Source organism: Streptomyces inusitatus (assembly GCF_014651115.1).
In the GTDB taxonomy this organism is placed as follows: Bacteria; Actinomycetota; Actinomycetes; order Streptomycetales; family Streptomycetaceae; genus Streptomyces; species Streptomyces amakusaensis.
Genome location: NZ_BMWG01000018.1, coordinates 48381 through 69151 on the forward strand (window position 1 = coordinate 48381; position 20771 = coordinate 69151).

Sequence of the window (20771 nt, forward strand, 5' to 3'; positions counted from 1 at the left end):
GGGTCGACTCACTCTGTCAGCCAATCCCCACTCTTAGCCCTTTTAGCCGGTTTTCGTGGGCTTAGTCACAGGCGCGGGGGCGCGCGCTCCGCGCTTCCGCACGCGCCCGGCGCGATAAACGCCCCGGCGGGCAGCGGCTGTTGTCGGTCCCGGCTGGCACGATGGACGGCATGGAGACGACGGGGACCAACCAGCCGACCCTGACGCCCGGCGAGGCCGCGCAGTTCGCCCTCACCCTGCACGACGCGACCGCGACCCGCGCCGGTCACGGCCCCCGGGCGGTGCTCGCCCATGAGCCGGGGGCCTCGCTCCGGAAGCGGCGGGAGTCCTTCCGGGAGGTGTACGGGGCGATAGTCGCCCGGATCGGCGAGCCGACGCTCTACGGCGGCTCCGCCCACGGGCCCAATGTCCGCTGGCGCGACGCGAGACGGACCGTCCTCCTCTCCGGGGACTCCCACCGGGCCCGGCTCTCCGTCCATGACACCGAGGGCATGGAGGCCGACGAGCTGCGCACCTTCGCCTGGGGCGGCGCCTGGGCGGCCGACGAGGCGCACGACTTCGACCTGCTGCCCTACATCTGGCAGCTGGACCGCAGCGGCCCCGGCGAGCGCCCCACGGAGCGCACCGGCGGGCGCACGGCCTCCTCGCTGGAGCACTTCGCGAGCGCGCTGGAGCTGATGCTCGGCGCCTGGATCGAGCAGCTTCCGGTGCAGGTCGGCGGCGACTGGGCGGGATTCTCCCTGACCAGCGACGCGGACCGGGGCCGGCGGATCCAGCTCTCCTACGCCCTGGCGGACGGGCTCCATGTCTCGGTGGACGACCGGGACGGCGAGGACACCCCCGAGCGCGAGCGTCTGATGCGCTCGCGCGGCTGGCACTCCCGCGACCGGGGCTGGTGGCAGGCGGAGTTCCCCGACCCGGACCGGCCCGAGGCCGCGGAGGCCGCCCGGCTGGCGATCGCCGAGCTGAGAGCCCGGGGCACCCGGGAGCCCAAGGACCTGCGGGCCCGGGACGTCAGCTGCAAGGACCGGGGCGAACTGCTCCTCCCCGGGCTGGGCATACGCCACTGAACCGGGCCGCCGCGGCGGAGCGGGGGCGGGGACAGGCACGGGGGTACGAGCGGGCGCGGGTACGGACAGGGGCGGCCCGCACCGTGGTGGTGCGGACCGCCCCTGCCGAACGCGTACGGCTGCGCCGGGGACTCAGCCCTCGGTCACACCGAGCTTCTCCAGGATCAGTTCCTTGACGCGAGCCGCGTCCGCCTGACCCCGGGTGGCCTTCATGACCGCGCCCACGAGCGCGCCCACGGCCGCCACCTTGCCGCCGCGGATCTTGTCCGCGACGCCCGCGTTCGAGGCGATCGCCTCGTCCACGGCGGTGCCGAGCGCGCCCTCGTCGGAGACGACCTTCAGCCCACGCCTGTCCACGACCGCGTCCGGGTCGCCCTCGCCCGCGAGAACGCCCTCGATGACCTGGCGGGCCAGCTTGTCGTTGAGATCGCCGGCCGCGACCAGCGCGGTGACCCGGGCGACCTGCGCGGGGGTGATGGGCAGCTCGTCCAGCGCGCGGCCGGACTCATTGGCGTTGCGCGCCAGCTCGCCCATCCACCACTTGCGGGCCTGGTCGGCCGGAGCGCCCGCCTCGATCGTGGCGACGATCGGCTCGACCGCGCCCGCGTTGAGGATCGACTGCATGTCGTGCTCGGAGACGCCCCACTCCTCACGGAGCCGGTTGCGGCGCACCCTGGGCAGCTCGGGCAGGAGCGCGCGCAGCTCCTCGACCCACTCCCGGGCGGGAGCCACGGGCACGAGGTCGGGCTCCGGGAAGTACCGGTAGTCCTCCGCGTTGTCCTTGATCCGGCCGGAGGTGGTGGAGCCGTCGTCCTCGTGGAAGTGCCGGGTCTCCTGGACGATCGTGCCGCCGGACTCCAGTACGGCGGCGTGCCGCTGGATCTCGAACCGGGCGGCGCGCTCGACGCTGCGCAGCGAGTTGACGTTCTTGGTCTCGCTGCGGGTGCCGAACTTCTCGACGCCGTGGCGGCGCAGCGAGAGGTTGACGTCGCAGCGCATCTGGCCCTTGTCCATCCGGGCCTCGGAGACGCCCAGCGCCTTGATCAGCTCGCGCAGCTCGGCGACGTACGCCTTGGCGACCTCCGGTGCGCGGGTCCCCGCGCCCTCGATCGGCTTGGTGACGATCTCGATCAGCGGGATGCCTGCGCGGTTGTAGTCCAGCAGGGAGTGGGACGCGCCGTGGATACGGCCGGTGGCGCCGCCGACGTGGGTCGACTTGCCGGTGTCCTCCTCCATGTGGGCGCGCTCGATCTCCACCCGGAAGATCTCCCCGTCCTCCAGCTGGACGTCCAGATAGCCGTTGAAGGCGATCGGCTCGTCGTACTGGGAGGTCTGGAAGTTCTTCGGCATGTCCGGATAGAAGTAGTTCTTCCGGGCGAAACGGCACCACTCGGCGATCTCGCAGTTGAGCGCGAGACCGATCTTGATGGCGGACTCGATGCCGATCGCGTTGACGACCGGGAGGGAGCCGGGCAGACCGAGACAGGTGGGGCAGGTCTGCGAGTTGGGCTCCGCGCCCAGCTCGGTGGAGCAGCCGCAGAACATCTTGGTCTTGGTACCGAGTTCGACATGGACCTCAAGGCCCATGACGGGGTCGTAGCCGGCGAGGGCCGCCTCGTACGACACCAATTCAGTGACGGTCACGGTGAAACTTTCCCTCTCAGCCGAACAGGACGTCGTCGTCGCCGAGGCGCTTCAGCTCGCGCACCAGCAGGGCGACGCCCGTGACGATGGCGGCGCCGGTGATCGCGGCGTCGATCAGCCGGAGCGTGTCGTGCTCGGCGCGGGCCGCCTTCACCTGCTTGAGAACGCCGAGCGCTCCAAAAGCGGTGGTGCCGATCGACAGATAGGTGCCTGCCTTGGACTTCTTGAAGCCCTTGGCCTTGGTCAGTGCGCTCACAGCGACGGTGCCTCCTCCAGCAGCGGGTGTCCCCACTTTTCCACGAAGGCGGCCTCGACGGCGGCACCGACCTTGTAGAGCCGGTCGTCCTTCATGGCGGGGGCGATGATCTGGAGCCCGACCGGGAGGTTGTCCTCCGGGGCCAGCCCGCAGGGCAGCGACATCGCCGCGTTGCCTGCCAGGTTGGTCGGGATGGTGCAGAGGTCCGCGAGGTACATCGCCATCGGGTCGTCGGCGCGCTCGCCGATCGGGAAGGCGGTGGTCGGGGTCGTCGGGGAGACGATCACGTCGACCTGCTCGAAGGACTTGTCGAAGTCCTGCTTGATGAGCGTGCGGACCTTCTGGGCGCTGCCGTAGTACGCGTCGTAGTAGCCGGAGCTGAGCGCGTAGGTGCCGAGGATGACACGGCGCTTGACCTCGTCGCCGAAGCCGGCCTCGCGGGTGAGGGCGGTGACCTCCTCGGCCGACTTGGTGCCGTCGTCGCCGACGCGCAGGCCGTAGCGCATGGCGTCGAAGCGGGCGAGGTTCGAGGAGCACTCGGAGGGGGCGATCAGGTAGTACGCGGAGAGACCGAGGTCGAAGGACGGGCAGTCCAGCTCGACGATCTCGGCCCCGAGCCCCTTGAGGAGGGTGACGGCCTCGTCGAAGCGCTGCATCACCCCGGCCTGGTAGTGCTCGCCGCGGAACTGCTTGACCACGCCGACGCGCATGCCCTCGACGCTGCCGTTGCGGGCGGCCTCGACGACCGGCGGGACCGGGGCGTCGATGGAGGTGGAGTCGAGCGGGTCGTGACCGGCGATGACCTCGTGCAGCAGGGCCGCGTCCAGGACGGTGCGGGCGCAGGGGCCGCCCTGGTCCAGCGAGGACGAGAAGGCGACCATGCCGTAGCGGGAGACTCCGCCGTAGGTGGGCTTGACGCCGACCGTGCCGGTGACGGCGGCGGGCTGGCGGATGGAGCCGCCGGTGTCCGTGCCGATGGCGAGCGGGGCCTCGTAGGAGGCGAGGGCCGCGCTGGAGCCGCCGCCGGAGCCGCCGGGGATCCGGGTGAGGTCCCAGGGGTTGCCGGTGGGGCCGTAGGCGCTGTTCTCGGTGGAGGACCCCATGGCGAACTCGTCCATGTTGGTCTTGCCGAGGATGACGACGTCGGCCTCCTTCAGCTTGCGCGTCAGGGTGGCGTCGTACGGCGGGATCCAGCCTTCGAGGATCTTGGAGCCGACCGTGGTGGGGATGCCCTCGGTGGTGAAGATGTCCTTCAGCGCGAGGGGCACGCCCGCGAGGGGGCCGAGCTTCTCGCCCGCGGCGCGCTTGGCGTCCACGGCACGGGCCTGCGCGAGCGCGCCCTCGCGGTCGACGTGCAGGAAGGCGTGGACCTTCTCGTCGATCGCGTCGATACGGGCGAGGTGGGCCTCGGTGACCTCGACGGCCGTGAGATCGCCGGCGGCGATCTTCGCGGCGATCTCGGCCGCGGTGAGCTTGATGATGTCCGTCATGATGTGGTTAGTCCTCCCCCAGGATCTGCGGCACCTTGAAACGCTGCTGCTCCTGGGCCGGGGCGCCGGAGAGCGCCTGCTCGGGGGTGAGCGACGGACGGACCTCGTCCGCGCGCATGACATTGGTCAGCGGCAGCGGGTGGGAGGTCGGGGGCACGTCTTGGTCGGCGACTTCGGCGACGCGGGCGACCGCGCCGATGATGTCGCCGAGCTGACCGGCGAAGTGGTCCAGCTCGTCGCCGGAAAGCTCCAGACGTGCCAGCCGGGCGAGGTGGGCGACCTCCTCGCGCGTAATGCCAGGCATGCAGCGATCCTCAGGGGTGAGTGAGTGTGGTTTGGGCCAATCCTATGGGGCGAGGGGCGCTGACCACGAAACGGTTCGGCTCCGGGGCCGGTCCGGAAGGTCCCCGCGGGACGGCGGGGTCAGGGGACCGCCTGGCCGGAGGGCTCGTCGGCGTCGGTCGGGTGCGGGGCGGGAGGCTGGAGCTCGGCGGGCCGCGGCTCGGGCTGGGGCTGGCGGTGCCAGCCGCGCTCGCCCCGGGCGCGGAGCCAGGCCGTCGTCTCCTGCGGGGGCATCGCGGCGGCGACCAGCCAGCCCTGGACCGCGTCGCAGCCCAGGTCGCGCAGCCGCTCCCAGGTCTCGTCGTCCTCGACGCCCTCGGCGACCACCAGCAGCCCCAGGGAGTGCGCGAGGTCGACGGTGCAGCGGACGATCTCCGCGTCCTCGGTGTCCACGGCGAGCCGGGCGACGAAGGAGCGGTCGATCTTGAGTTCGCTCACGGGGAGCCTGCGCAGATGGACGAGGGAGGAGTAGCCGGTGCCGAAGTCGTCCAGGGACATCTTGACGCCGTGGTCGGTGAGCCCGGCCAGGGTGTCCGCGGCCCGCTGGGGATCCTCCAGCAGCACATGCTCGGTGATCTCCAGTTGGAGCGCTCCCGGGGGCACTCCGTGGCGGGCGAGCCGGGCGGCGACCGAGCCGGCGAAGCCGGGGGTGTGGACGTCGCGCGGGGAGACGTTGACGGCGACGGGGACCTTCAGCCCCTGGGCCCGCCACTTGGCGACCTGGGCGAGGGCGGTGTCGAGTACGTACTCCGTGAGGTGCGGCATCAGCCCGGAGGACTCGGCGATCGCGATGAACTCGTCGGGGGGGACCCGGCCGCGCTCCGGATGGACCCAGCGGACCAGTGCCTCCAGGCCGGCCACATGGCCGTCGAAGCGCACCTTGGGCTGGTAGTGCAGCTCGACCTCCCGGGCGTCCAGCGCCCGGCGGAGGTCGCCGAGGAGACCGAGCCGGTCGGGGGTGTTGCTGTCGCGCTTGGACTCGTACACCTCGACGCCCGTGCGGTCCCGCTTGGCCTGGTACATCGCCACGTCCGCGCGGCGCAGCAGCCCCTCCGCGTCGAGCGCGTGCTCGGGGAAGACGGCGACGCCCGCGCTGGCCTCCAGGACGAGGGTGAGTCCGTCCAGGTCGAGCGGTGAGGAGAGTTCGACGGCGAGCTGGCGGGCGACGCGCTGGGCGCTGGTGATGGAGTCGGCCGTGGGCAGCAGTACGGCGAACTCGTCGCCGCCCAGCCTGGCGGCCTCCGCCCCGCGCGGCAGGGCGTGCCGCAGCCGCTGGGCTATCTGGAGCAGCAGCCGGTCGCCGGCGAGATGGCCGAGGGTGTCGTTGACCGAGCGGAAGCGGTCGAGGTCGATCAGGACGAGCGCGGCGCGGCTGCCGCTGGTCTCGGCGTCCTCCAGGGCGGCCCAGGTCCGCTCCAGCAGCCACTGCCGGTTGGGGAGTCCGGTGAGCGGGTCGCGCAGCTGCTCCTCGGCTCTGGCGCGGGCGATCCACAGGGTGGAGTCCAGGGCGATGAGGGGTATGGCGAAGAGGGGCAGCAGCACCGGCAGCACGGCGGCGACGACGCAGATGAGCGGGGCGATGCCGAGCAGTGCGACCGCGACGAGGCCCTGTCGCAGCAGGGCGGTGCGGGCGATGGTGGGGAGTCCGCTGCCCTGCGGGGTGAGGACGTACCACAGAAGCAGCCGGGTCACCGCGAGATAGGCGGTGGCCGCGAGGATCACTTCGGGTGCGGCCTCGATGCCCCAGTCGAGTGGTTCCCACGGGTGCTCGACGCTGGGGGACGCGCCGAAGGCGGAGAGGACGAGGGCCGCCGCGCCGATGCCGAGGATGTCGACGGAGCCGTGCAGCACGCCGTGCCGCCAGCGGTGTTTGCGGACGGTGCCGACCAGGGCGACGACGGCGAGGCTGACCAGCCCGGCGGGCACCCAGCCGTAGAGGAGGAGGGCGGCGATGGTGAGGGCGGCCCCGGAGCCGGTGCCGCCCCACCAGCGGTCGCGGCCCAGGGCCACCAGATGGCCGACGATGATTCCGGTGAGCACGGCGAAGGCCCAGCCCACGGCTCCGCCGGGGAAGAGCGCGCGGTCCTCGCGCACCGCTCCGGAGATCCCGGTGGCGAGGACGATCGCGGCGCCCGTCACGACGACGGCGTGCAGTCCGGGGGTCAGGCCCACCAGGCTCGCGAGGGCCGTGAGCCCACGCGGCCGCGGGACCGGGGCGGCGCTCTCGGTCGGTTCCATTCCCGTCCCTCTCACAGCCGGCGGTGCCGATGCCTGGCGATGGTCCTTTTGTCATGCCACCACGACTGAAATCCCACCACGCAGCCGTGCACGACAGGCGCACGGCTCAACAGTAGGCGGCCCAGGGCCCTGACGGGCATCGCTCTACTGCTCTTGCCCGAATGCGACCGGACCACCCTTATCCATCTGCTATGCGCCGAACGGGTGAACCTGTACCAGTCGATTCCCGTGGCACCGAGCGGCCTGTTTTCGCCCATCGGGGCGCTTTCGGCCCCTCGGGCGACCCTCCGCCAACTCCCGTGCGCTCCCCCGCCGTCGGAGCGCCGTCACTCCTCGGCGGGCACAGCCGCCTCACGAGCCGCTTCCGGTCCCTGGGCCAACAGGATGGCGAATCCGTCCTCGTTCAGAACCGGAACCTTCAATTGCATCGCTTTGTCGAACTTGGACCCCGGATTATCACCAACCACAACGAACCCGGTTTTCTTGGAAACAGAACCGGTCACTTTCGCGCCGAGTCGCTGCAACGCCTCTTTTGCGCCATCCCTGGTGTGGTTCTCCAGGGTTCCGGTGACGACGACGGTGAGCCCTTCGAGCGGCCGGGGCCCGGTGTCCTCGCCCGCACCCTCGTCCTCCATGCGGACGCCGGCCGCCCGCCACTTGCGCAGGATCTCCTGGTGCCACTCCTCGGCGAACCACTGCTTGAGGGAGGCGGCGATGATCCCGCCGACGCCGTCGGTGGCGGCCAGCTCCTCCTCGGTGGCCTCCTCGATCCGCTGGATCGAGCGGAACTCACGGGCGAGCGCCTCCGCCGCGACCGGGCCCACATGGCGGATGGAGAGACCGGTGAGGATCCGGGCGAGCGGGCGGTTCTTGGCCGCCGCGATGTTCTCCAGCATGGCGACGGCGTTCTTCCGCGCCTCGCCCTCCTGGTTGGCGAAGACCGTCGCGGTCTTGTCCTCGCCCGTCTTCGGGTCCCGCTTGGGCAGCTTGCTGTCCGGGTCCAGGACATACGCCCGGATCGGCAGCAGCTCCTCCATGGTGAGGTCGAAGAGGTCCCCCTCGTCCTTCAGCGGCGGCTCGGCGGGCTCCAGCGGCTTGGTGAGCGCCGCCGCCGCCACATAGCCGAAGTGCTCGATGTCGAGCGACTTGCGGCCCGCGAGATAGAAGAGCCGCTCCCGCAGCTGCGCCGGGCAGGAGCGGGCGTTGGGGCAGCGCAGATCGACGTCCGCCTCCTTCATGGCCCGCAGCGGCGTACCGCACTCGGGGCACTGGGCGGGCATCACGAACTCCCGCTCGGTGCCGTCCCGCAGCTCGGCGACCGGGCCGAGGATCTCCGGGATGACCTCGCCCGCCTTGCGCAGCACCACCGTGTCGCCGATGAGCACGCCCTTGGCCCTGACCACGTCCTGGTTGTGCAGGGTGGCGAACTCGACCTCGGAGCCCGCCACCTGGACCGGCTCGACCTGGGCGTAGGGCGTGACCCGGCCGGTGCGGCCGACGCCGACGAGGATGTTCACCAGCTTGGTGTTGACCTCCTCGGGCGGGTACTTCCAGGCGATGGCCCAGCGCGGGGCCCGCGCGGTGGAGCCGAGCCGCCCCTGGAGGGGGATCTCGTCGAGCTTGACGACCACGCCGTCGATCTCGTGCTCCATGGAGTGCCGGTTCTCGCCGTAGTGGGCGATGAACTCCCGCACCCCCTGAAGGGAGTCCACCACCCGGTTGTGGCGGGCGGTGGGCAGACCCCAGGAGCGCAGCAGGTCGTAGGCGTGCGACAGACAGTCGATGGTGAAGCCCTCACGGGCCCCGATGCCGTGGACCACCATGTGCAGCGGCAGGGTGGCGGTGACCCTGGGGTCCTTCTGCCGGAGCGAGCCCGAGGCCGAGTTCCTCGGGTTGGCGTAGGGCTGCTCGCCGGCCGCGACACGTCTCTCGTTGAGCGCCTGGAACTGGTCCATCGGGAAGTAGACCTCGCCGCGGATCTCCACAAGATCCGGCACATCGTCGCCGAGCAGCCGCTCGGGGACGTCGGAGATGGTGCGGATGTTCGGGGTGATGTCCTCGCCGACGCGGCCGTCGCCCCGGGTCGCCGCGCGGGTCAGCCGGCCCTTCTCGTAGGTCAGATTGACGGCGAGGCCGTCGACCTTCAGCTCGCACAGGAAGTGGAAGTCGGGGCTTCCGACCTCGCGCTCGACCCGCTCGGCCCAGGCGGTCAGCTCCTCCTCGTCGAAGGCGTTGTCCAGGGAGAGCATGCGCTCGCGGTGCTCGACCTTGGCGAGGTCCGTCTCGTACTGCCCGGCGACCTTCTGGGTCGGGGAGTCGGGGGTGCGGAGGGCGGGATAGCGCTCCTCCAGCTCTTCGAGCGCGCGCAGCAGCCGGTCGAAGTCGGCGTCGCTGACGACCGGCTGCTCCTTCACGTAATACCGGAAGCGGTGCTCCTCGATCTGCCCGGCGAGGTCGGCATGGTGCTCCCGCGCCTGTGCGGGCAGCCCCGAATCCTCCTGCGCCGACAGATCCGTCCGCTCTTCGCCAGCCACCGTTTCGTCCTCCCGTTTCCCGGCACCCATTACTCAGGGTTGTCCGCGAGCGATCTCGCGGCGGTGACGCAGTGGGCGAGCGCCGCCCGTGCGTACGCCGGAGACGCACCCGCCAGACCGCAGCTCGGGGTGATGACCACGGACTCGGCGAGAGTCCCCGGATTCAGCCCCAACCTGCGCCACAGCTTCCTTACCCCCATGACGCTACCTGCCGGGTCCGACAATGCGGCATCGGTGGACGGCACGACTCCCGCGAACAGCCGGGTGCCGCCCTCGACGGCCTCGCCGATCGCCTCGTCGTCACGCTCGGTGAGGAGTTCGAAGTCGAAGGAGACTCCCGCCGCCCCCGCCCTGCGCAGCAGCGCGAAGGGGACGTCCGGGGCGCAGGAGTGGACGACGGTCCGCTCCTCGCCGATGAGTTCCCGCAGCGCGGACTCCACGATCTGGCGGTCCGGGGCGCGGTGGACGCGGTAGCCGCTGGCGCTGCGGATCCGGCCGAGCAGTACGGCGGTGAGCGAGGGCTCGTCGAGCTGGAGCACCACGTCCGCGCCCGGGATCCGGCGGCGCACCTCGGCGAGATGGGCGCGGAGCCCCTCCGCGAGCGAGCCGGCGAGATCGCGGCAGGCTCCGGGGTCGGAGAGCACCGCCTCGCCGTTGCGCAGCTCCAGCGCGGCGGCGAGGGTCCAGGGGCCCACGGCCTGGATCTTCAGCGGCCCCGTGTACCCCTGGGTGAACTCCTCCAGCGCGTCGAGGTCCTCGCCGAGCCAGGAGCGGGCGCGGCGGGTGTCGCGCCCGGGGCGGTCGCTGACGCGCCAGCCGCTGGGCTCGACATGGGCGTACATCTCGACCAGCAGCCCGAGGGTCCGGCCGATCATGTCGGCGCCGGGTCCCCGGGCGGGCAGCTCGAACAGATGGGGGAAGGTCTCGAAGGATCCGGTGACGGTCCTCGCCGCCTCGCGTGCGTCGCCGCCGGGCATCGATCCGACACCGGTGGCGGGGCCCCAGCCGGCGTTGTGCGTCTCGCTCTTCTCGGTCACCCGGGAAGGGTACGCGGCGCTGTCGGCGGGCCCGCGAAAGGCCCGCGCGGGCCCGCCGCGCTCAGCGCACCGCCGGGCCGGGGCGGACGCTGATGTTGTCGATCACCGCGTCGCGCGGCAGGTCGAGCGCGGTGATGATCGCGGTCGCGACCGACTCCGGGTCGATCCATCGCGAGGGGTCGTACTCCCGCCCCTCCTGGGAGTGCACCTTGGCCTGCATGGGGCTGGCCGTGCGCCCGGGGAAGACGGAGGTGACCCGGACGCCGTTGTCGGCCTCCTCCAGCCGCAGGGCGTCCGCGAGGGCCTTGAGCCCGTGCTTGGCGGCGGAGTACGCGGACCACTCGGCGTGGGTGGCGAGCCCCGCGCCGGAGTTGACGAAGAGGACCTGCCCGCGCGAGGCGCGCAGCTGCGGCAGGGTCAGCCGGGTCAGTTCGGCGGGTGCGATCAGATTGGTGTTGAGCTGCTGGTGCCAGGTCTTGGGGCGCAGATCGCCGACCGGGCCGAGGTCGACGATGCCCGCGATGTGCAGCAGTGAGTCGAGCCGCTCGGGCATCGGCTGCTTCGAGAACGCCCAGGAGATGCGGTCGGGGTCGGCGAGGTCGGCGACGAGGGTGCGCGCGCCGGGGTGGGCCGCCGCCAGCTGCTTGGCGCGGCCGGCGTCCCGGGCGAGCAGGATGAGTTCGTCGCCGCGCTCATGGAGCCGGCGGGCGACCGCCGCGCCGATGCCGGAGCCGGAACCGGTGATCAGGTGTGTTGCCATGCCGCCCATGCTCGCACCCGGGGTGCGCGGCTAACGAATCCCGGCCGTCTCCTGGAGATACGCGAGCGCCGATACCCCGTCCTCGGCGAAGAACACCAGCTCGGTGAGGGGGAGCGGCAGAAAGCCCTCCTCGTCCATCCGCCGGAGCTGCTGCTTCAGCCCGTCGTAGAAACCGGCGGTGTTCAGCAGCACCACCGGCTTGTCGTGCAGGCCGTGCTTCCTCAGCTCCAGGATCTCGGTGGCCTCGTCCAGGGTGCCCATGCCGCCGACCATGACGACGACCGCGTCCGACTTGGCGAGCAGCAGCGCCTTGCGCTCGGCGAGGTCGGCCGCGACCACCAGTTCGTCCGCGTCCGCCCGGGCCGTCCCGGAGAGGAAGGCCACGGAGACGCCGACGAGCCGGCCGCCCGACTCCCGCACCCCGTCGGCGACGACCTTCATCAGCCCGCTCTCGGAGCCTCCCCAGACGAGGGTGTGGCCGCCCTTGCCGAGCAGTTCGGCGAATTCCCGGGCCGGGCGGGTGTAGCGGTCGTCCAGATCGGCGGCGGAGAGAAAGACACAGATGTTCATGGCATCACGGTAGGCGCGGCGCGGCCGCGGTCGCGAACGGATTTCCCGGGCGGGCCGCGTACGGGATCCGGGTACGGAAGCCGCCTACGGGATCCGGGTACGGGAGCCGTTGCGGGAGCCGCCTACGGGATCCGCGTTCGAGTTCCCGTACGGCGCTCACCAGAACGGGTGGACTGTCGCGTTCTGGTGGACACGGGGCGCGCGCCGGTCGGCAAGATGTGCGCGCGAGCGAGGAGTTGACCCCATGGCCCCCAGGCACAGTCCCACCGTCCGCCAGCGCCGTTTCGGTGCCGAACTGCGCCGACTGCGGGAGGAGGCCGGGCTCTCCGCGCCCGTGGCCGCGCAGCGTCTCGGGGCGGACCGCACCATGATCTCGAATATCGAGGCGGGCCGTTTTGGCATCAGTGAGGGGCGGCTGCGCAGACTCGCGAGCATTTACGGGTGCGGGGACGCCGGGCTCGTCGAAGCGCTGGCCGCGATGACCGGCGGGCGTGTCAGGGGCTGGTGGGACGAGTACCGGGGAAAGATCCCGGCGGATTTTCTCGATGTCGCGGAGGTGGAACACCACGCTTCGGCGCTGAGGACGCTCCAGACCGCGCACATTCCCGGCATGTTCCAGACCGAGGACCATGCCCGCGCGCTCTTCGGGCTGTACATTCCGGCCCTGCCCAGGCTGGAGATCGAATTGCGGATCGCGCATCGGCAGGCCCGCCGCGAGGTGATCACCCGTACTCCGGCGCTGCCCTATGTGGGAATGGTCCATGAGGCGGCGCTGCGCATGTGCGTGGGCGGGCGGAAGGTCGCCAGGGCCCAGTTGGAGCGGCTGTCGCGGGAGAGCACCCGGGCCAATGTGCGGCTGCTCGTCATCCCTTTCGGGACGGAGGGATTTCCCATGGCCGGGGAGACGGTGCTGTACGCGTCGGCGGCGAATTCGCGTCTGGACACGGTGGAGGTCGACTCGCCGACCGGTGCGGTCTTCTTCGACTCCCCCACGCAATTGGCCAACTTCCGAAAGCGCCTGGACGTGGTCGAGCGGGTCACGTTGAATCCGGAGAGGTCGAGGGATCTCATCCTCGAAATCGCCCGGAGTCTCTAAAAGAGGTACCGCTTGTCCACGCCTCGCTGGTTCAAGTCCTCGTTCTCCGAAGCGTCCGGCAACGCCTGTGTCGAGGTCTGTCTCGACGGCTGGGAGGGGGTGGTGGCCGTCCGGGACAGCGGGCGTCCGGCGCGGGTGGTCGTGGCGGACCGCCCGGCCTTCGCGGCCTTCGTCGCTTTCGCCGCTCTCGCGGGGAGCGGGCCGCCCGGGGAGCGCGGCGGGCGCTCCCCGGGTGGCTGACCCCCGGGCGTCTCCGGAAGGCGTCGGTACGGCTCAGGCGACCCGGGCCGCGGTGCGCGAGGTCGCGGAGATCGTCGCCGAGCCGACGACGCGGGTGCCGTCGTAGAGGACGATCGCCTGGCCGGGGGCGACGCCCCGGACCGGCTCGCTGAAGGTGACGGTCAGCTCGTCGCCCTCCAGGGCGGCGGTGACCTCGGTCTCGCCGCCGTGGGCGCGGAGCTGGGCGGTGTAGACGCCGGGGCCGGCCGGGGCGGAGCCGCACCAGCGGGGGCGGATCGCGGTCAGGGAGGTGACGTCGAGGGCCTCGACGGGGCCGACGGTGACCGTGTTGTTCACCGGGGAGATGTCGAGGACGTACCGCGGCTTGCCGTCGGCGGCGGGGTGGCCGATGCGCAGGCCCTTGCGCTGGCCGATGGTGAAGCCGAAGGCGCCCTCGTGGGTGCCGACCTTCGTGCCGGACTCGTCGACGATGTCGCCCTCGGCGGTGCCGAGACGGGAGGCGAGGAAGCCCTGGGTGTCGCCGTCGGCGATGAAGCAGATGTCGTGGCTGTCGGGCTTCTTGGCGACGGCCAGACCGCGCCGCTCGGCCTCCGCGCGGATCTCGTCCTTGGTGGTGAGGGTGTCGCCGAGGGGGAACATGGCGTGGGCGAGCTGTCGCTCGTCCAGCACTCCGAGGACGTACGACTGGTCCTTGGCCATGTCCTCGGCGCGGTGCAGCTCGCGGCTGCCGTCCTCGCGGGTGATCACGGTGGCGTAGTGGCCGGTGCAGACCGCGTCGAAGCCCAGCGCGAGCGCCTTGTCCAGCAGCGCCGCGAACTTGATCTTCTCGTTGCAGCGGAGACAGGGGTTGGGGGTGCGGCCGGCCTCGTACTCCGCGATGAAGTCGTCCACGACGTCCTCGCGGAAGCGTTCGGCGAGATCCCACACGTAGAAGGGGATGCCGATCACATCGGCGGCGCGGCGGGCGTCGCGCGAGTCCTCGATGGTGCAGCAGCCGCGCGCGCCCGTGCGGAAGGACTGCGGGTTCGCGGAGAGCGCCAGATGCACACCGGTCACATCGTGGCCGGCCTCGGCGGCGCGGGCGGCGGCGACGGCGGAGTCCACACCGCCGGACATGGCGGCGAGCACGCGCAGGGGGCGCTGGGAAGTCTGAGTCATAGCCCTACCAGAGTACGGGCCCGGGGAACCGAGGAGGCTCCCGGCCGCGTTGAACAGGCCATGGGAAGCAGAGCGGGGAGCGGTGCCGGGACCGGCGGCCGGGGCCGGGGCGGAGTTACGGGAAAGGGCGGCCGGGGCACGCCCCGGATCGGCAGACGGGGTGTGCTGATCGGGGGCGCCGTCGCGGCGGTGGGCGGCGGCGGCCTGCTGGCGCGGGAGGAGCTGGAGCGGCTGTGGTGGAAGGTGCCGGGGATGGCGAAGCCGCGCAAGGAGGGTGAACTCGATCACGCCGGGGCCGAGTGGACCGCCGCGTCCACGGCGAACTGGCGGCTGGCCGACCGGCCCGACGACTTCGAGATCGACCGGGTGATCATCCATGTGGTGCAGGGCAGCTATCCGACGGCGCTGAGGGTGTTCAAGAATCCGGGGCACGGCGCGGCGACGCACTATGTCGTGCGGAAGGACGGCCATGTCGCCCAGATGATCCGCGAGCTGGATGTGGCCTTCCACGCGGGGAACCGCTCGTTCAACGAGCGCAGCATCGGCATAGAGCACGAGGGCTTCGTCGACCGGCCGCAGGATTTCACGGACGCGATGTACAAGGGCTCGGCGCGGCTCACGGCGGACATCTGTGTCCGCCACGGGCTGCCGGTGGACCGCGAGCACATCATCGGGCATGTGGAGGTGCCGGGGACGGATCACACCGATCCCGGGCCGCACTGGGACTGGGACCGCTATCTCAAGCTGGTGCGCGCGGCGATGCCCTCGGCGCGGCGGGCCGCCGAGTAGCGGCCCGCCGAAGGTCACCGGAGGTCACCCGGGGGTCAGCTGAGTCCGGCGGTGCGGGCGCGCGCCACGGCCGGGCCGATGGCCTCGGCGACCGCGTCGACGTCCGCCTTGGTGGAGGTGTGGCCGAAGGTGAAACGGAGGGTGCCGCGCGCCAGGTCGGGGTCGGTGCCGGTGGCGAGCAGGACATGGCTGGGCTGGGCGACGCCTGCCGTGCAGGCCGATCCGGTGGAGCACTCGATGCCCTGGGCGTCGAGAAGGAGGAGCAGCGAGTCGCCCTCGCAGCCGGGGAAGGTGAAGTGGGCGTTGGCGGGGAGCCGGTCGACCGGGTCGCCGCCGAGGATCACGTCGGGGACGGCGGCGCGGACGGCGCGGACCAGTTCGTCACGGAGGGAGCCGATCTCCCGGGCGTACTCCTCGCGGCGCTCGGCGGCGATCCGGCCCGCGACCGCGAAGGCGGCGATGGCGGGGGTGTCGAGGGTGCCCGAGCGGACGTGCCGTTCCTGGCCGCCGCCGTGCAGCACGGGGACGGGGGTGTACTCCCGGCCCAGCAGCAGGGCTCCGATGCCGTACGGTCCGCCGATCTTGTGGCCGGAGACGGTCATCGCGGCGAGCCCGGAGTCCGCGAAGCCGACCTCGGTCTGGCCGAAGGCCTGGACCGCGTCGGAGTGCAGGGGCACGTCGAACTCGCGCGCCACGGAGGCGAGGGCGGCGATCGGCATGATGGTGCCGATCTCGTTGTTCGCCCACATCACGGTCGCGAGCGCCACATCGTCGGGGTTCCGCTCGATGGCCTCGCGCAGCGCCTCGGGGTGGACCCTGCCGTGGCCGTCGACCGGGAGGTATTCGACGGTCGCGCCCTCGTGCTCGGCGAGCCAGTCGACGGCGTCGAGTACGGCGTGGTGCTCGACGGGGCTCGCGAGGACGCGGGTTCTGGCGGGGTCGGCGTCGCGGCGCTGCCAGTAGAGCCCCTTGACGGCGAGGTTGTCGGCCTCGGTGCCGCCCGAGGTGAAGACCACCTCGCTGGGGCGTGCGCCGAGCGACTCGGCGAGCGCTTCGCGGGCCTCCTCGACGGTCCGCCGGGCCCGGCGGCCGGCGGCGTGCAGTGCGGAGGCGTTGCCGACAGCGGTGAGCTGGGCGGTCATCGCCTCGACGGCCTCCGGCAGCATCGGAGTGGTCGCGGCGTGGTCGAGGTAGGCCATGGTGTGGCCGATTCTACGAGGCGGCCGGGGGGCGCGGACGCGGCGCAGGGGGGTACGGGGCGTGCGGCCCGCCACATCCGCCCCTCGGCCCCCTCGGGCGGGGCCGGGCGAGAGCCGCGGGACACGACCTAGGAGGCGGCGTACAGGGAGGTCACGGCGGCGGCCGTGCGGATCAGCTCCTCGCGGGCGGCGGGGGGTGAGAGGACCTCGACGCCGTCGCCGAAGGCGAGCAGGGCGCGGACGGCCGGGAGGATGTCGAAGCCCAGCTCGATGCGGGACCACTCGCTGTCGCCGTCCTCGGGGACGGGGTCGCCGGTGAGCAGGCCGCCGTACATCCGCAGCAGCAGATCCAGCCGGTCGCGGTGGATCCGGGCGGTCACCACGGCGCCCGGGGGCCGGTCGCTCATGCGGGAGCGCAGGCTCTGCCAGAGGGCCGCCAGCTCCAGGCCGGGCCGGCGGCGGACCGGTTCGTCGAGGACGGTGGCGGAGACCACCCGGTCCACCCGGAAGATCCTCGGCTCCCCCTCCTTGTCGGCGACCAGGTACCAGATCCCCGCCTTGGCGACGAGGCCGTAGGGGTCGAGGAGGTAGTCGCGCGGCTCGCTCGTCACCGACCGGCGGTAGCGCAGGCCGAGTCTGCGGTCGGTGAAGACGGCGGTGTTGAGCACATCCAGGTCGACGGCGGGCCCGGGCCGGGTCAGCCAGCGCTCCGGGTCGACCAGGACGCGGCGGCTCGTCAGCTCGGCCGCGGGCCGGTGGGGTTCGGGCAGCGCGGCCATGATCTTGCGCAGGGCCGAGCCGAGCGCCCGGTCGAGGCCGAGCGCGGTGTGCGCGCCCTGGGCCGCGAGGACGAACAGGGCGCGGGACTCGTCCTCGGTGAGGCCGGTGACATCGGTGCGGTACCCGGGGAGCAGGGTGATCCCGCCGTGCCGGCCTCGTTCCGCGTAGACCGGGACCCCGGCGGCGGAGAGCGCCTCCACATCCCGGTAGATGGTGCGTACGGACACCTCCAGGCGCTCGGCCAGCGCGGTCGCGGGGACCAGCCCCCGGGTCTGGAGCAGCAGCAGGATCGACAGCAGCCGGTCGGATTTCACGGGACGCGCCTTCGCGGACGGACGGGACGGAACCTCGGTTCATACATGACGGTCGTTGTCAGGTTATCCGGCGAGAGTGAGCCGCGTCGGCCCGCACCGGGCCGCCGACGACTTCCTGGGAGATGGACCGTATGAACGACTTCCGCCTGCTCCACGAGCGCGCCGCCGACCAGTTCGCGGAGCTGCTGAAGACCGTGACGCCCGAGCGGCTGGGCGATCCGACGCCGTGTCCCGAGTTCGACGTCCGGGCGCTGCTGGCCCATGTGGTGAACAGCACCCACTGGATGGCCTTCGTCGGCGAGGGCGGGGACTTCCGCGCCGCGCCCACCTGGTCGGAGGAGGTCGCGGACGGCGAGTGGGTCGCGGTGTACGACCGGGCGCGCGGCCGCTTCGACCGGGCCTGGGCGGACGACGCGAAGCTGGCCCGGACGACCGAGCTGCCGTGGGGCACGATGCCGGGCGCGGGGGCGGTGGCGGGCGCGGTGATGGAGACGGCGACGCACACCTGGGACCTCTCCAAGGCGCTGGGGCACCCGCTGGTCCTGGACCCGGAGCCGGCCGAGGCGGTCCTGCCGATCGCGCGCGAGGCGCTGGCCGCCGACCGGCGCGGCGAGGAGGTCCCGTTCGGGCCGGTCCGCGAGGCGGGGCCGGACGCGGGGGCGCACGAGCGGCTCGCGGCCTGGCTCGGCCGCGAGGTCTCGTAGGACGCCGTACGACGTATGCCGTACGCCCGGCTATCGGCGGCGCAGCCGGGCCGCGAGGGCGGCGACGCGGGCCTCCCAGGCGGCCAGCACCGGTTCGGGGGGCGCGGTGGCCGGGCCGGTCTGGGTGAGGATCAGCCGGGGGCCGTGGCCGGTGCCTTCGGCGAGCCGCCAGCGGACCTCGCCGGCGGGGGTGGTGATGTACGAGAGCAGCCGGGGCGGGCGCAGTCCGGTGATCCGGCCGGGCGGGCTCTGCCCGGTGGTGAAGCCCCGGGGGGCGGGGCCGCCGAGGAGCGGGGTGGAGCCCGCGGCGAGTTCGGCCCAGACCTCGTCCTCGGGCCGGACGAGCTGGCGTTCGAGGCGGATCCGCCAGCCGTCGGCGGTGGTGTCGACGGTGCCCCGGTCGAGGCCGAAGGCGGCGAGGTACTCCTCGTGCAGTTCGTCGCCGGGGTCGTTCCCGGCCGGGGGCTCCGCGCCGTCGAGCAGCCGGGCGAGCGCGCCGAGGCGGAGATGCCAGCCCGCGGCGAAGCTCGCCGCGCCGTACCGGTCGCCGAAGGTGTGGGAGAGGGTGAGGAGCGAGCCTTCGCCGTCGGGGGCGATCTCGAAGCGGAGGCCGTCCTCGCCCCAGGTGAAGGCGAGGAGGTCCGGTTCACGGGCGTCGGTGACAGTGCCGGTGCTCCCCGGGGCGCTCTCGCCCGGGGAGGTGAAGTCGATCCGTCCGCCGGGGCGCGGGTCCACGCTCACCTCGACGGGGAACCACCGGGCGAGCGGGGCCGGCCGGGTGAGCGCCTCCCAGACCCGCGACGGCGGATGGGCCAGGCGGCGTTCCGTCCGCAGCGTGCTCCGGCCGTCGTCGTCGGGGGCGGTGAGGGTGTCGGGGTGCGGGGTCATGGGGAGCGGGCCTCCATCGCGTCGCGATGATCCCCCGGACGAAGTCTGCGGGAGCGGGCCCGCCCCGTCCACCGCGACCCGCCCGCGTCCCCGGCGTCAGCGGCCGGCCGGCATCTTCGCGAGCTGGCGGGACTGGGCGACCAGCCGGTTCTCGCTGTCCCAGACCTCGGCGTCCTCCTCCAGGAATCCGCCGGCCGCGTTGCGGGTGGTGAGCGCGACCCGCAGCGGGCCGGGGGCGGGGCGGCGGCGGATGTGGACGGTCAGTTCCACCGTCGGGGTCCAGCCCTTGATGCCCAGCTCGAAGGCGGTGGGCGGGAGGGCGTCGACGGTCAGCAGCAGGGAGAGGGGGTCGGCGTCCCGGCCGTCCGCGAGGGAGAACCAGCCGCGCATCTCGCCCTTCCCCGAGGGCGCGCCGACCGCCCAGCCCGCGGTGGCCGGGTCCAGCCGGATGTTCAGCCGGTCCAGGATCTCCGAGCCGCCGGGTATCGGCGGCCGGGGCCCGTCGGAGGCCCCGAGGCACTTCTCGTACGGCGGGAACGGCGGCGGGGCGGCCGGGGTGCGTACCTCGGCGGGGAGCTTGTCCAGGTCCCCGTAGGTGGCGAGCAGCCGGATGCGCTCCACCTCCGTGCCGTCCTTGTCGTACTGGAAGAGGGAGGCCTGACCGGTGGAGAGGGAGCCGCCGGAGCGTACGGCCTCGGTCCTGATCACCGCGGGGCCCGGCCGGGAGGCGCTCAGATAGTGGGCCGAGACGGTGAAGGGGTCGGGGTGCGGGAGCGCGTCGCCGAGCGCGCGTCCGAGGAGGGCGAGGAGATAGCCGCCGTTGACGGCCCGCATGATCGTCCACCCGGCGGACAGCTCCGCGTCGTAGACGCCCGGTGTGCGCGGGGTGAGGGCGGTGTCGCGGTCGAACTCGCTGTCCCCGATGGATGCCTGAACTGCCTGTGCCATGGCCGTACCGTACAAGACCCGCATACTGAGCGGTAGCTTTCAGCGGTGGGTCACTGGCCGTCGTCGGCGGTGGCGGAGCGGCGGTTCCAGGCGCGCGGGGCCCGCCAGTGGAAGCGCATCGCCAGCAGTCGCAGGGTGAAGGCGGTGAGGGCGGCCAGCGCGCTGGTGAACGCGTTCAGCTCGTCGAAGCGGATGCACAGGACGACGATGACCGCGCCGACGATGGCGGGCACCGCGTACAGATCGCGGTCCCAGCGCAGCAGCGAGGGGACCTCGTTGGCCAGTACGTCCCGCAGCACACCGCCGCCGACCGCGGTCGCGAGGCCCAGCACGGCGGAGGAGGTGAGGCCGAGGCCGTACTCGTACGCCTTGGTGGTGCCGGTCACGCAGAACAGCCCGAGCCCGGCCGCGTCAAAGACATTGACCCCGGTCTGGATGCGCTCGACGTGGGGGTGGAGGAAGAAGACTATGGCCGTGGCGACCAGCGGCATCAGAAAGTAGCCGAGGTCGGTGAAGGCGGCCGGGGGCACGGCCCCGATGACCAGGTCGCGGAAGAGCCCTCCGCCCAGCGCGGTCACCTCGGCGAGCACCGCCATCCCGAAGACGTCGAAGTTCTTGCGGACGGCGAGAAGAGCACCGGAGATCGCGAAGACGAAGATTCCGGCGAGGTCGAGCGCATGCTGGACGGAGGGTGAGAACAATTCTTGGAGCACC

The 20771-nt window shown here is 72.3% G+C and carries 20 protein-coding genes; 5 read left to right on the forward strand and 15 right to left on the reverse strand.

What is annotated here, in order from left to right:
- The first annotated feature begins 170 nt into the window (after positions 1-170).
- The gene (locus tag IE247_RS23940) at positions 171-1070 is read left to right on the forward strand and encodes a hypothetical protein (RefSeq protein ID WP_190125316.1); all 900 of its coding nucleotides are present in this window, start codon (positions 171-173) and stop codon (positions 1068-1070) included.
- A gap of 132 nt (positions 1071-1202) precedes the next feature.
- Here the strand turns inward: IE247_RS23940 and gatB are convergent, their stop codons facing one another.
- The 9 genes from gatB to IE247_RS23985 all read right to left on the reverse strand — a co-directional run bounded on the left by gatB (position 1203) and on the right by IE247_RS23985 (position 11941).
- Positions 1203-2714 (reverse strand): Asp-tRNA(Asn)/Glu-tRNA(Gln) amidotransferase subunit GatB, encoded by a 1512-nt coding sequence (gene gatB / locus IE247_RS23945; RefSeq protein WP_190125317.1) that lies wholly within the window; start codon positions 2712-2714, stop codon positions 1203-1205.
- Between the two features lie 16 nt (positions 2715-2730).
- Positions 2731-2970 carry a hypothetical protein gene (locus IE247_RS23950; protein ID WP_190125318.1) on the reverse strand — a complete coding sequence of 80 codons (240 nt, stop codon included), beginning with the start codon at positions 2968-2970 and terminating at the stop codon, positions 2731-2733.
- The gene (gene gatA / locus IE247_RS23955; protein WP_190125319.1) at positions 2967-4460 is read right to left on the reverse strand and encodes an Asp-tRNA(Asn)/Glu-tRNA(Gln) amidotransferase subunit GatA; all 1494 of its coding nucleotides are present in this window, start codon (positions 4458-4460) and stop codon (positions 2967-2969) included. The genes IE247_RS23950 and gatA overlap by 4 nt, the downstream gene beginning before the upstream one ends.
- Positions 4461-4467: 7 nt before the next feature.
- The gene (gatC, locus tag IE247_RS23960) at positions 4468-4764 is read right to left on the reverse strand and encodes an Asp-tRNA(Asn)/Glu-tRNA(Gln) amidotransferase subunit GatC (protein ID WP_190125320.1); all 297 of its coding nucleotides are present in this window, start codon (positions 4762-4764) and stop codon (positions 4468-4470) included.
- A gap of 119 nt (positions 4765-4883) precedes the next feature.
- Positions 4884-7040, reverse strand: a complete 2157-nt coding sequence (locus tag IE247_RS23965; RefSeq protein WP_190125321.1) for a putative bifunctional diguanylate cyclase/phosphodiesterase — start codon at positions 7038-7040, stop codon at positions 4884-4886.
- Between the two features lie 326 nt (positions 7041-7366).
- Entirely contained in the window at positions 7367-9604 is a 2238-nt protein-coding gene (ligA, locus tag IE247_RS23970; protein WP_229869305.1) for an NAD-dependent DNA ligase LigA, read from the reverse strand.
- Positions 9604-10611, reverse strand: coding sequence for a methionine synthase (locus IE247_RS23975; protein WP_190125322.1), 1008 nt, complete (start codon positions 10609-10611; stop codon positions 9604-9606). The genes ligA and IE247_RS23975 overlap by 1 nt, the downstream gene beginning before the upstream one ends.
- 61 nt (positions 10612-10672) lie before the next feature.
- The gene (locus tag IE247_RS23980) at positions 10673-11380 is read right to left on the reverse strand and encodes an SDR family oxidoreductase (RefSeq protein ID WP_190125323.1); all 708 of its coding nucleotides are present in this window, start codon (positions 11378-11380) and stop codon (positions 10673-10675) included.
- Between the two features lie 21 nt (positions 11381-11401).
- Complete coding sequence (locus IE247_RS23985; RefSeq protein ID WP_190125324.1) at positions 11402-11941, reverse strand: LOG family protein; 540 nt, start codon at positions 11939-11941, stop codon at positions 11402-11404.
- A gap of 244 nt (positions 11942-12185) precedes the next feature.
- Here IE247_RS23985 and IE247_RS23990 point away from each other — a divergent pair, with 244 nt between their 5' ends.
- On the forward strand, positions 12186-13037 hold the full coding sequence (locus IE247_RS23990) for a helix-turn-helix domain-containing protein (RefSeq protein ID WP_190125325.1): 852 nt from the start codon (positions 12186-12188) through the stop codon (positions 13035-13037).
- A gap of 12 nt (positions 13038-13049) precedes the next feature.
- Positions 13050-13277, forward strand: coding sequence for a DUF397 domain-containing protein (locus IE247_RS23995; RefSeq protein ID WP_190125326.1), 228 nt, complete (start codon positions 13050-13052; stop codon positions 13275-13277).
- A 33-nt stretch (positions 13278-13310) separates the two neighbouring features.
- On the opposite strand, the gene mnmA is transcribed toward IE247_RS23995, so the two are convergent.
- Complete coding sequence (gene mnmA / locus IE247_RS24000) at positions 13311-14435, reverse strand: tRNA 2-thiouridine(34) synthase MnmA (protein WP_190125327.1); 1125 nt, start codon at positions 14433-14435, stop codon at positions 13311-13313.
- A gap of 60 nt (positions 14436-14495) precedes the next feature.
- Between mnmA and IE247_RS24005 the strand changes: the two genes are divergently transcribed.
- Positions 14496-15224 carry an N-acetylmuramoyl-L-alanine amidase gene (locus IE247_RS24005; RefSeq protein WP_190125328.1) on the forward strand — a complete coding sequence of 243 codons (729 nt, stop codon included), beginning with the start codon at positions 14496-14498 and terminating at the stop codon, positions 15222-15224.
- Positions 15225-15259: 35 nt separating this feature from the next.
- On the opposite strand, the gene IE247_RS24010 is transcribed toward IE247_RS24005, so the two are convergent.
- Positions 15260-16423 carry a cysteine desulfurase family protein gene (locus IE247_RS24010; protein ID WP_190125329.1) on the reverse strand — a complete coding sequence of 388 codons (1164 nt, stop codon included), beginning with the start codon at positions 16421-16423 and terminating at the stop codon, positions 15260-15262.
- Between the two features lie 128 nt (positions 16424-16551).
- Positions 16552-17517, reverse strand: coding sequence for a helix-turn-helix transcriptional regulator (locus IE247_RS24015; protein WP_190125330.1), 966 nt, complete (start codon positions 17515-17517; stop codon positions 16552-16554).
- 131 nt (positions 17518-17648) lie between these two features.
- Between IE247_RS24015 and IE247_RS24020 the strand changes: the two genes are divergently transcribed.
- The gene (locus IE247_RS24020; RefSeq protein ID WP_190125331.1) at positions 17649-18221 is read left to right on the forward strand and encodes a TIGR03086 family metal-binding protein; all 573 of its coding nucleotides are present in this window, start codon (positions 17649-17651) and stop codon (positions 18219-18221) included.
- A 30-nt stretch (positions 18222-18251) separates the two neighbouring features.
- Here the strand turns inward: IE247_RS24020 and IE247_RS24025 are convergent, their stop codons facing one another.
- From IE247_RS24025 to IE247_RS24035, 3 genes are all read right to left on the reverse strand, one after another.
- Positions 18252-19109: an SRPBCC family protein gene (locus IE247_RS24025; protein ID WP_190125332.1), complete on the reverse strand. Its 858-nt coding sequence runs from the start codon at positions 19107-19109 to the stop codon at positions 18252-18254.
- A gap of 96 nt (positions 19110-19205) precedes the next feature.
- Positions 19206-20057: a thioesterase family protein gene (locus IE247_RS24030; RefSeq protein WP_190125333.1), complete on the reverse strand. Its 852-nt coding sequence runs from the start codon at positions 20055-20057 to the stop codon at positions 19206-19208.
- A 50-nt stretch (positions 20058-20107) separates the two neighbouring features.
- Positions 20108-20770 carry a trimeric intracellular cation channel family protein gene (locus IE247_RS24035; RefSeq protein WP_190125334.1) on the reverse strand — a complete coding sequence of 221 codons (663 nt, stop codon included), beginning with the start codon at positions 20768-20770 and terminating at the stop codon, positions 20108-20110.
- Between the last annotated feature and the right edge of the window lies 1 nt (position 20771).

What these genes read in the sequence shown, in the direction of transcription:
- IE247_RS24030 (WP_190125333.1), bottom strand. Translation starts at nt 20,057, where the DNA reads ATGGCACAGGCAGTTCAGGCATCCATCGGGGACAGCGAGTTCGACCGC.
- IE247_RS23980 (WP_190125323.1), bottom strand. Translation starts at nt 11,380, where the DNA reads ATGGGCGGCATGGCAACACACCTGATCACCGGTTCCGGCTCCGGCATC.
- gatA (WP_190125319.1), bottom strand. Translation starts at nt 4,460, where the DNA reads ATGACGGACATCATCAAGCTCACCGCGGCCGAGATCGCCGCGAAGATC.
- ligA (WP_229869305.1), bottom strand. Translation starts at nt 9,604, where the DNA reads ATGGGTGCCGGGAAACGGGAGGACGAAACGGTGGCTGGCGAAGAGCGG.
- IE247_RS24010 (WP_190125329.1), bottom strand. Translation starts at nt 16,423, where the DNA reads ATGGCCTACCTCGACCACGCCGCGACCACTCCGATGCTGCCGGAGGCC.
- IE247_RS23990 (WP_190125325.1), top strand. Translation starts at nt 12,186, where the DNA reads ATGGCCCCCAGGCACAGTCCCACCGTCCGCCAGCGCCGTTTCGGTGCC.
- mnmA (WP_190125327.1), bottom strand. Translation starts at nt 14,435, where the DNA reads ATGACTCAGACTTCCCAGCGCCCCCTGCGCGTGCTCGCCGCCATGTCC.
- IE247_RS23940 (WP_190125316.1), top strand. Translation starts at nt 171, where the DNA reads ATGGAGACGACGGGGACCAACCAGCCGACCCTGACGCCCGGCGAGGCC.
- IE247_RS24025 (WP_190125332.1), bottom strand. Translation starts at nt 19,109, where the DNA reads ATGACCCCGCACCCCGACACCCTCACCGCCCCCGACGACGACGGCCGG.
- IE247_RS24020 (WP_190125331.1), top strand. Translation starts at nt 17,649, where the DNA reads ATGAACGACTTCCGCCTGCTCCACGAGCGCGCCGCCGACCAGTTCGCG.
- IE247_RS23985 (WP_190125324.1), bottom strand. Translation starts at nt 11,941, where the DNA reads ATGAACATCTGTGTCTTTCTCTCCGCCGCCGATCTGGACGACCGCTAC.
- IE247_RS23965 (WP_190125321.1), bottom strand. Translation starts at nt 7,040, where the DNA reads ATGGAACCGACCGAGAGCGCCGCCCCGGTCCCGCGGCCGCGTGGGCTC.
- gatC (WP_190125320.1), bottom strand. Translation starts at nt 4,764, where the DNA reads ATGCCTGGCATTACGCGCGAGGAGGTCGCCCACCTCGCCCGGCTGGCA.
- IE247_RS24005 (WP_190125328.1), top strand. Translation starts at nt 14,496, where the DNA reads ATGGGAAGCAGAGCGGGGAGCGGTGCCGGGACCGGCGGCCGGGGCCGG.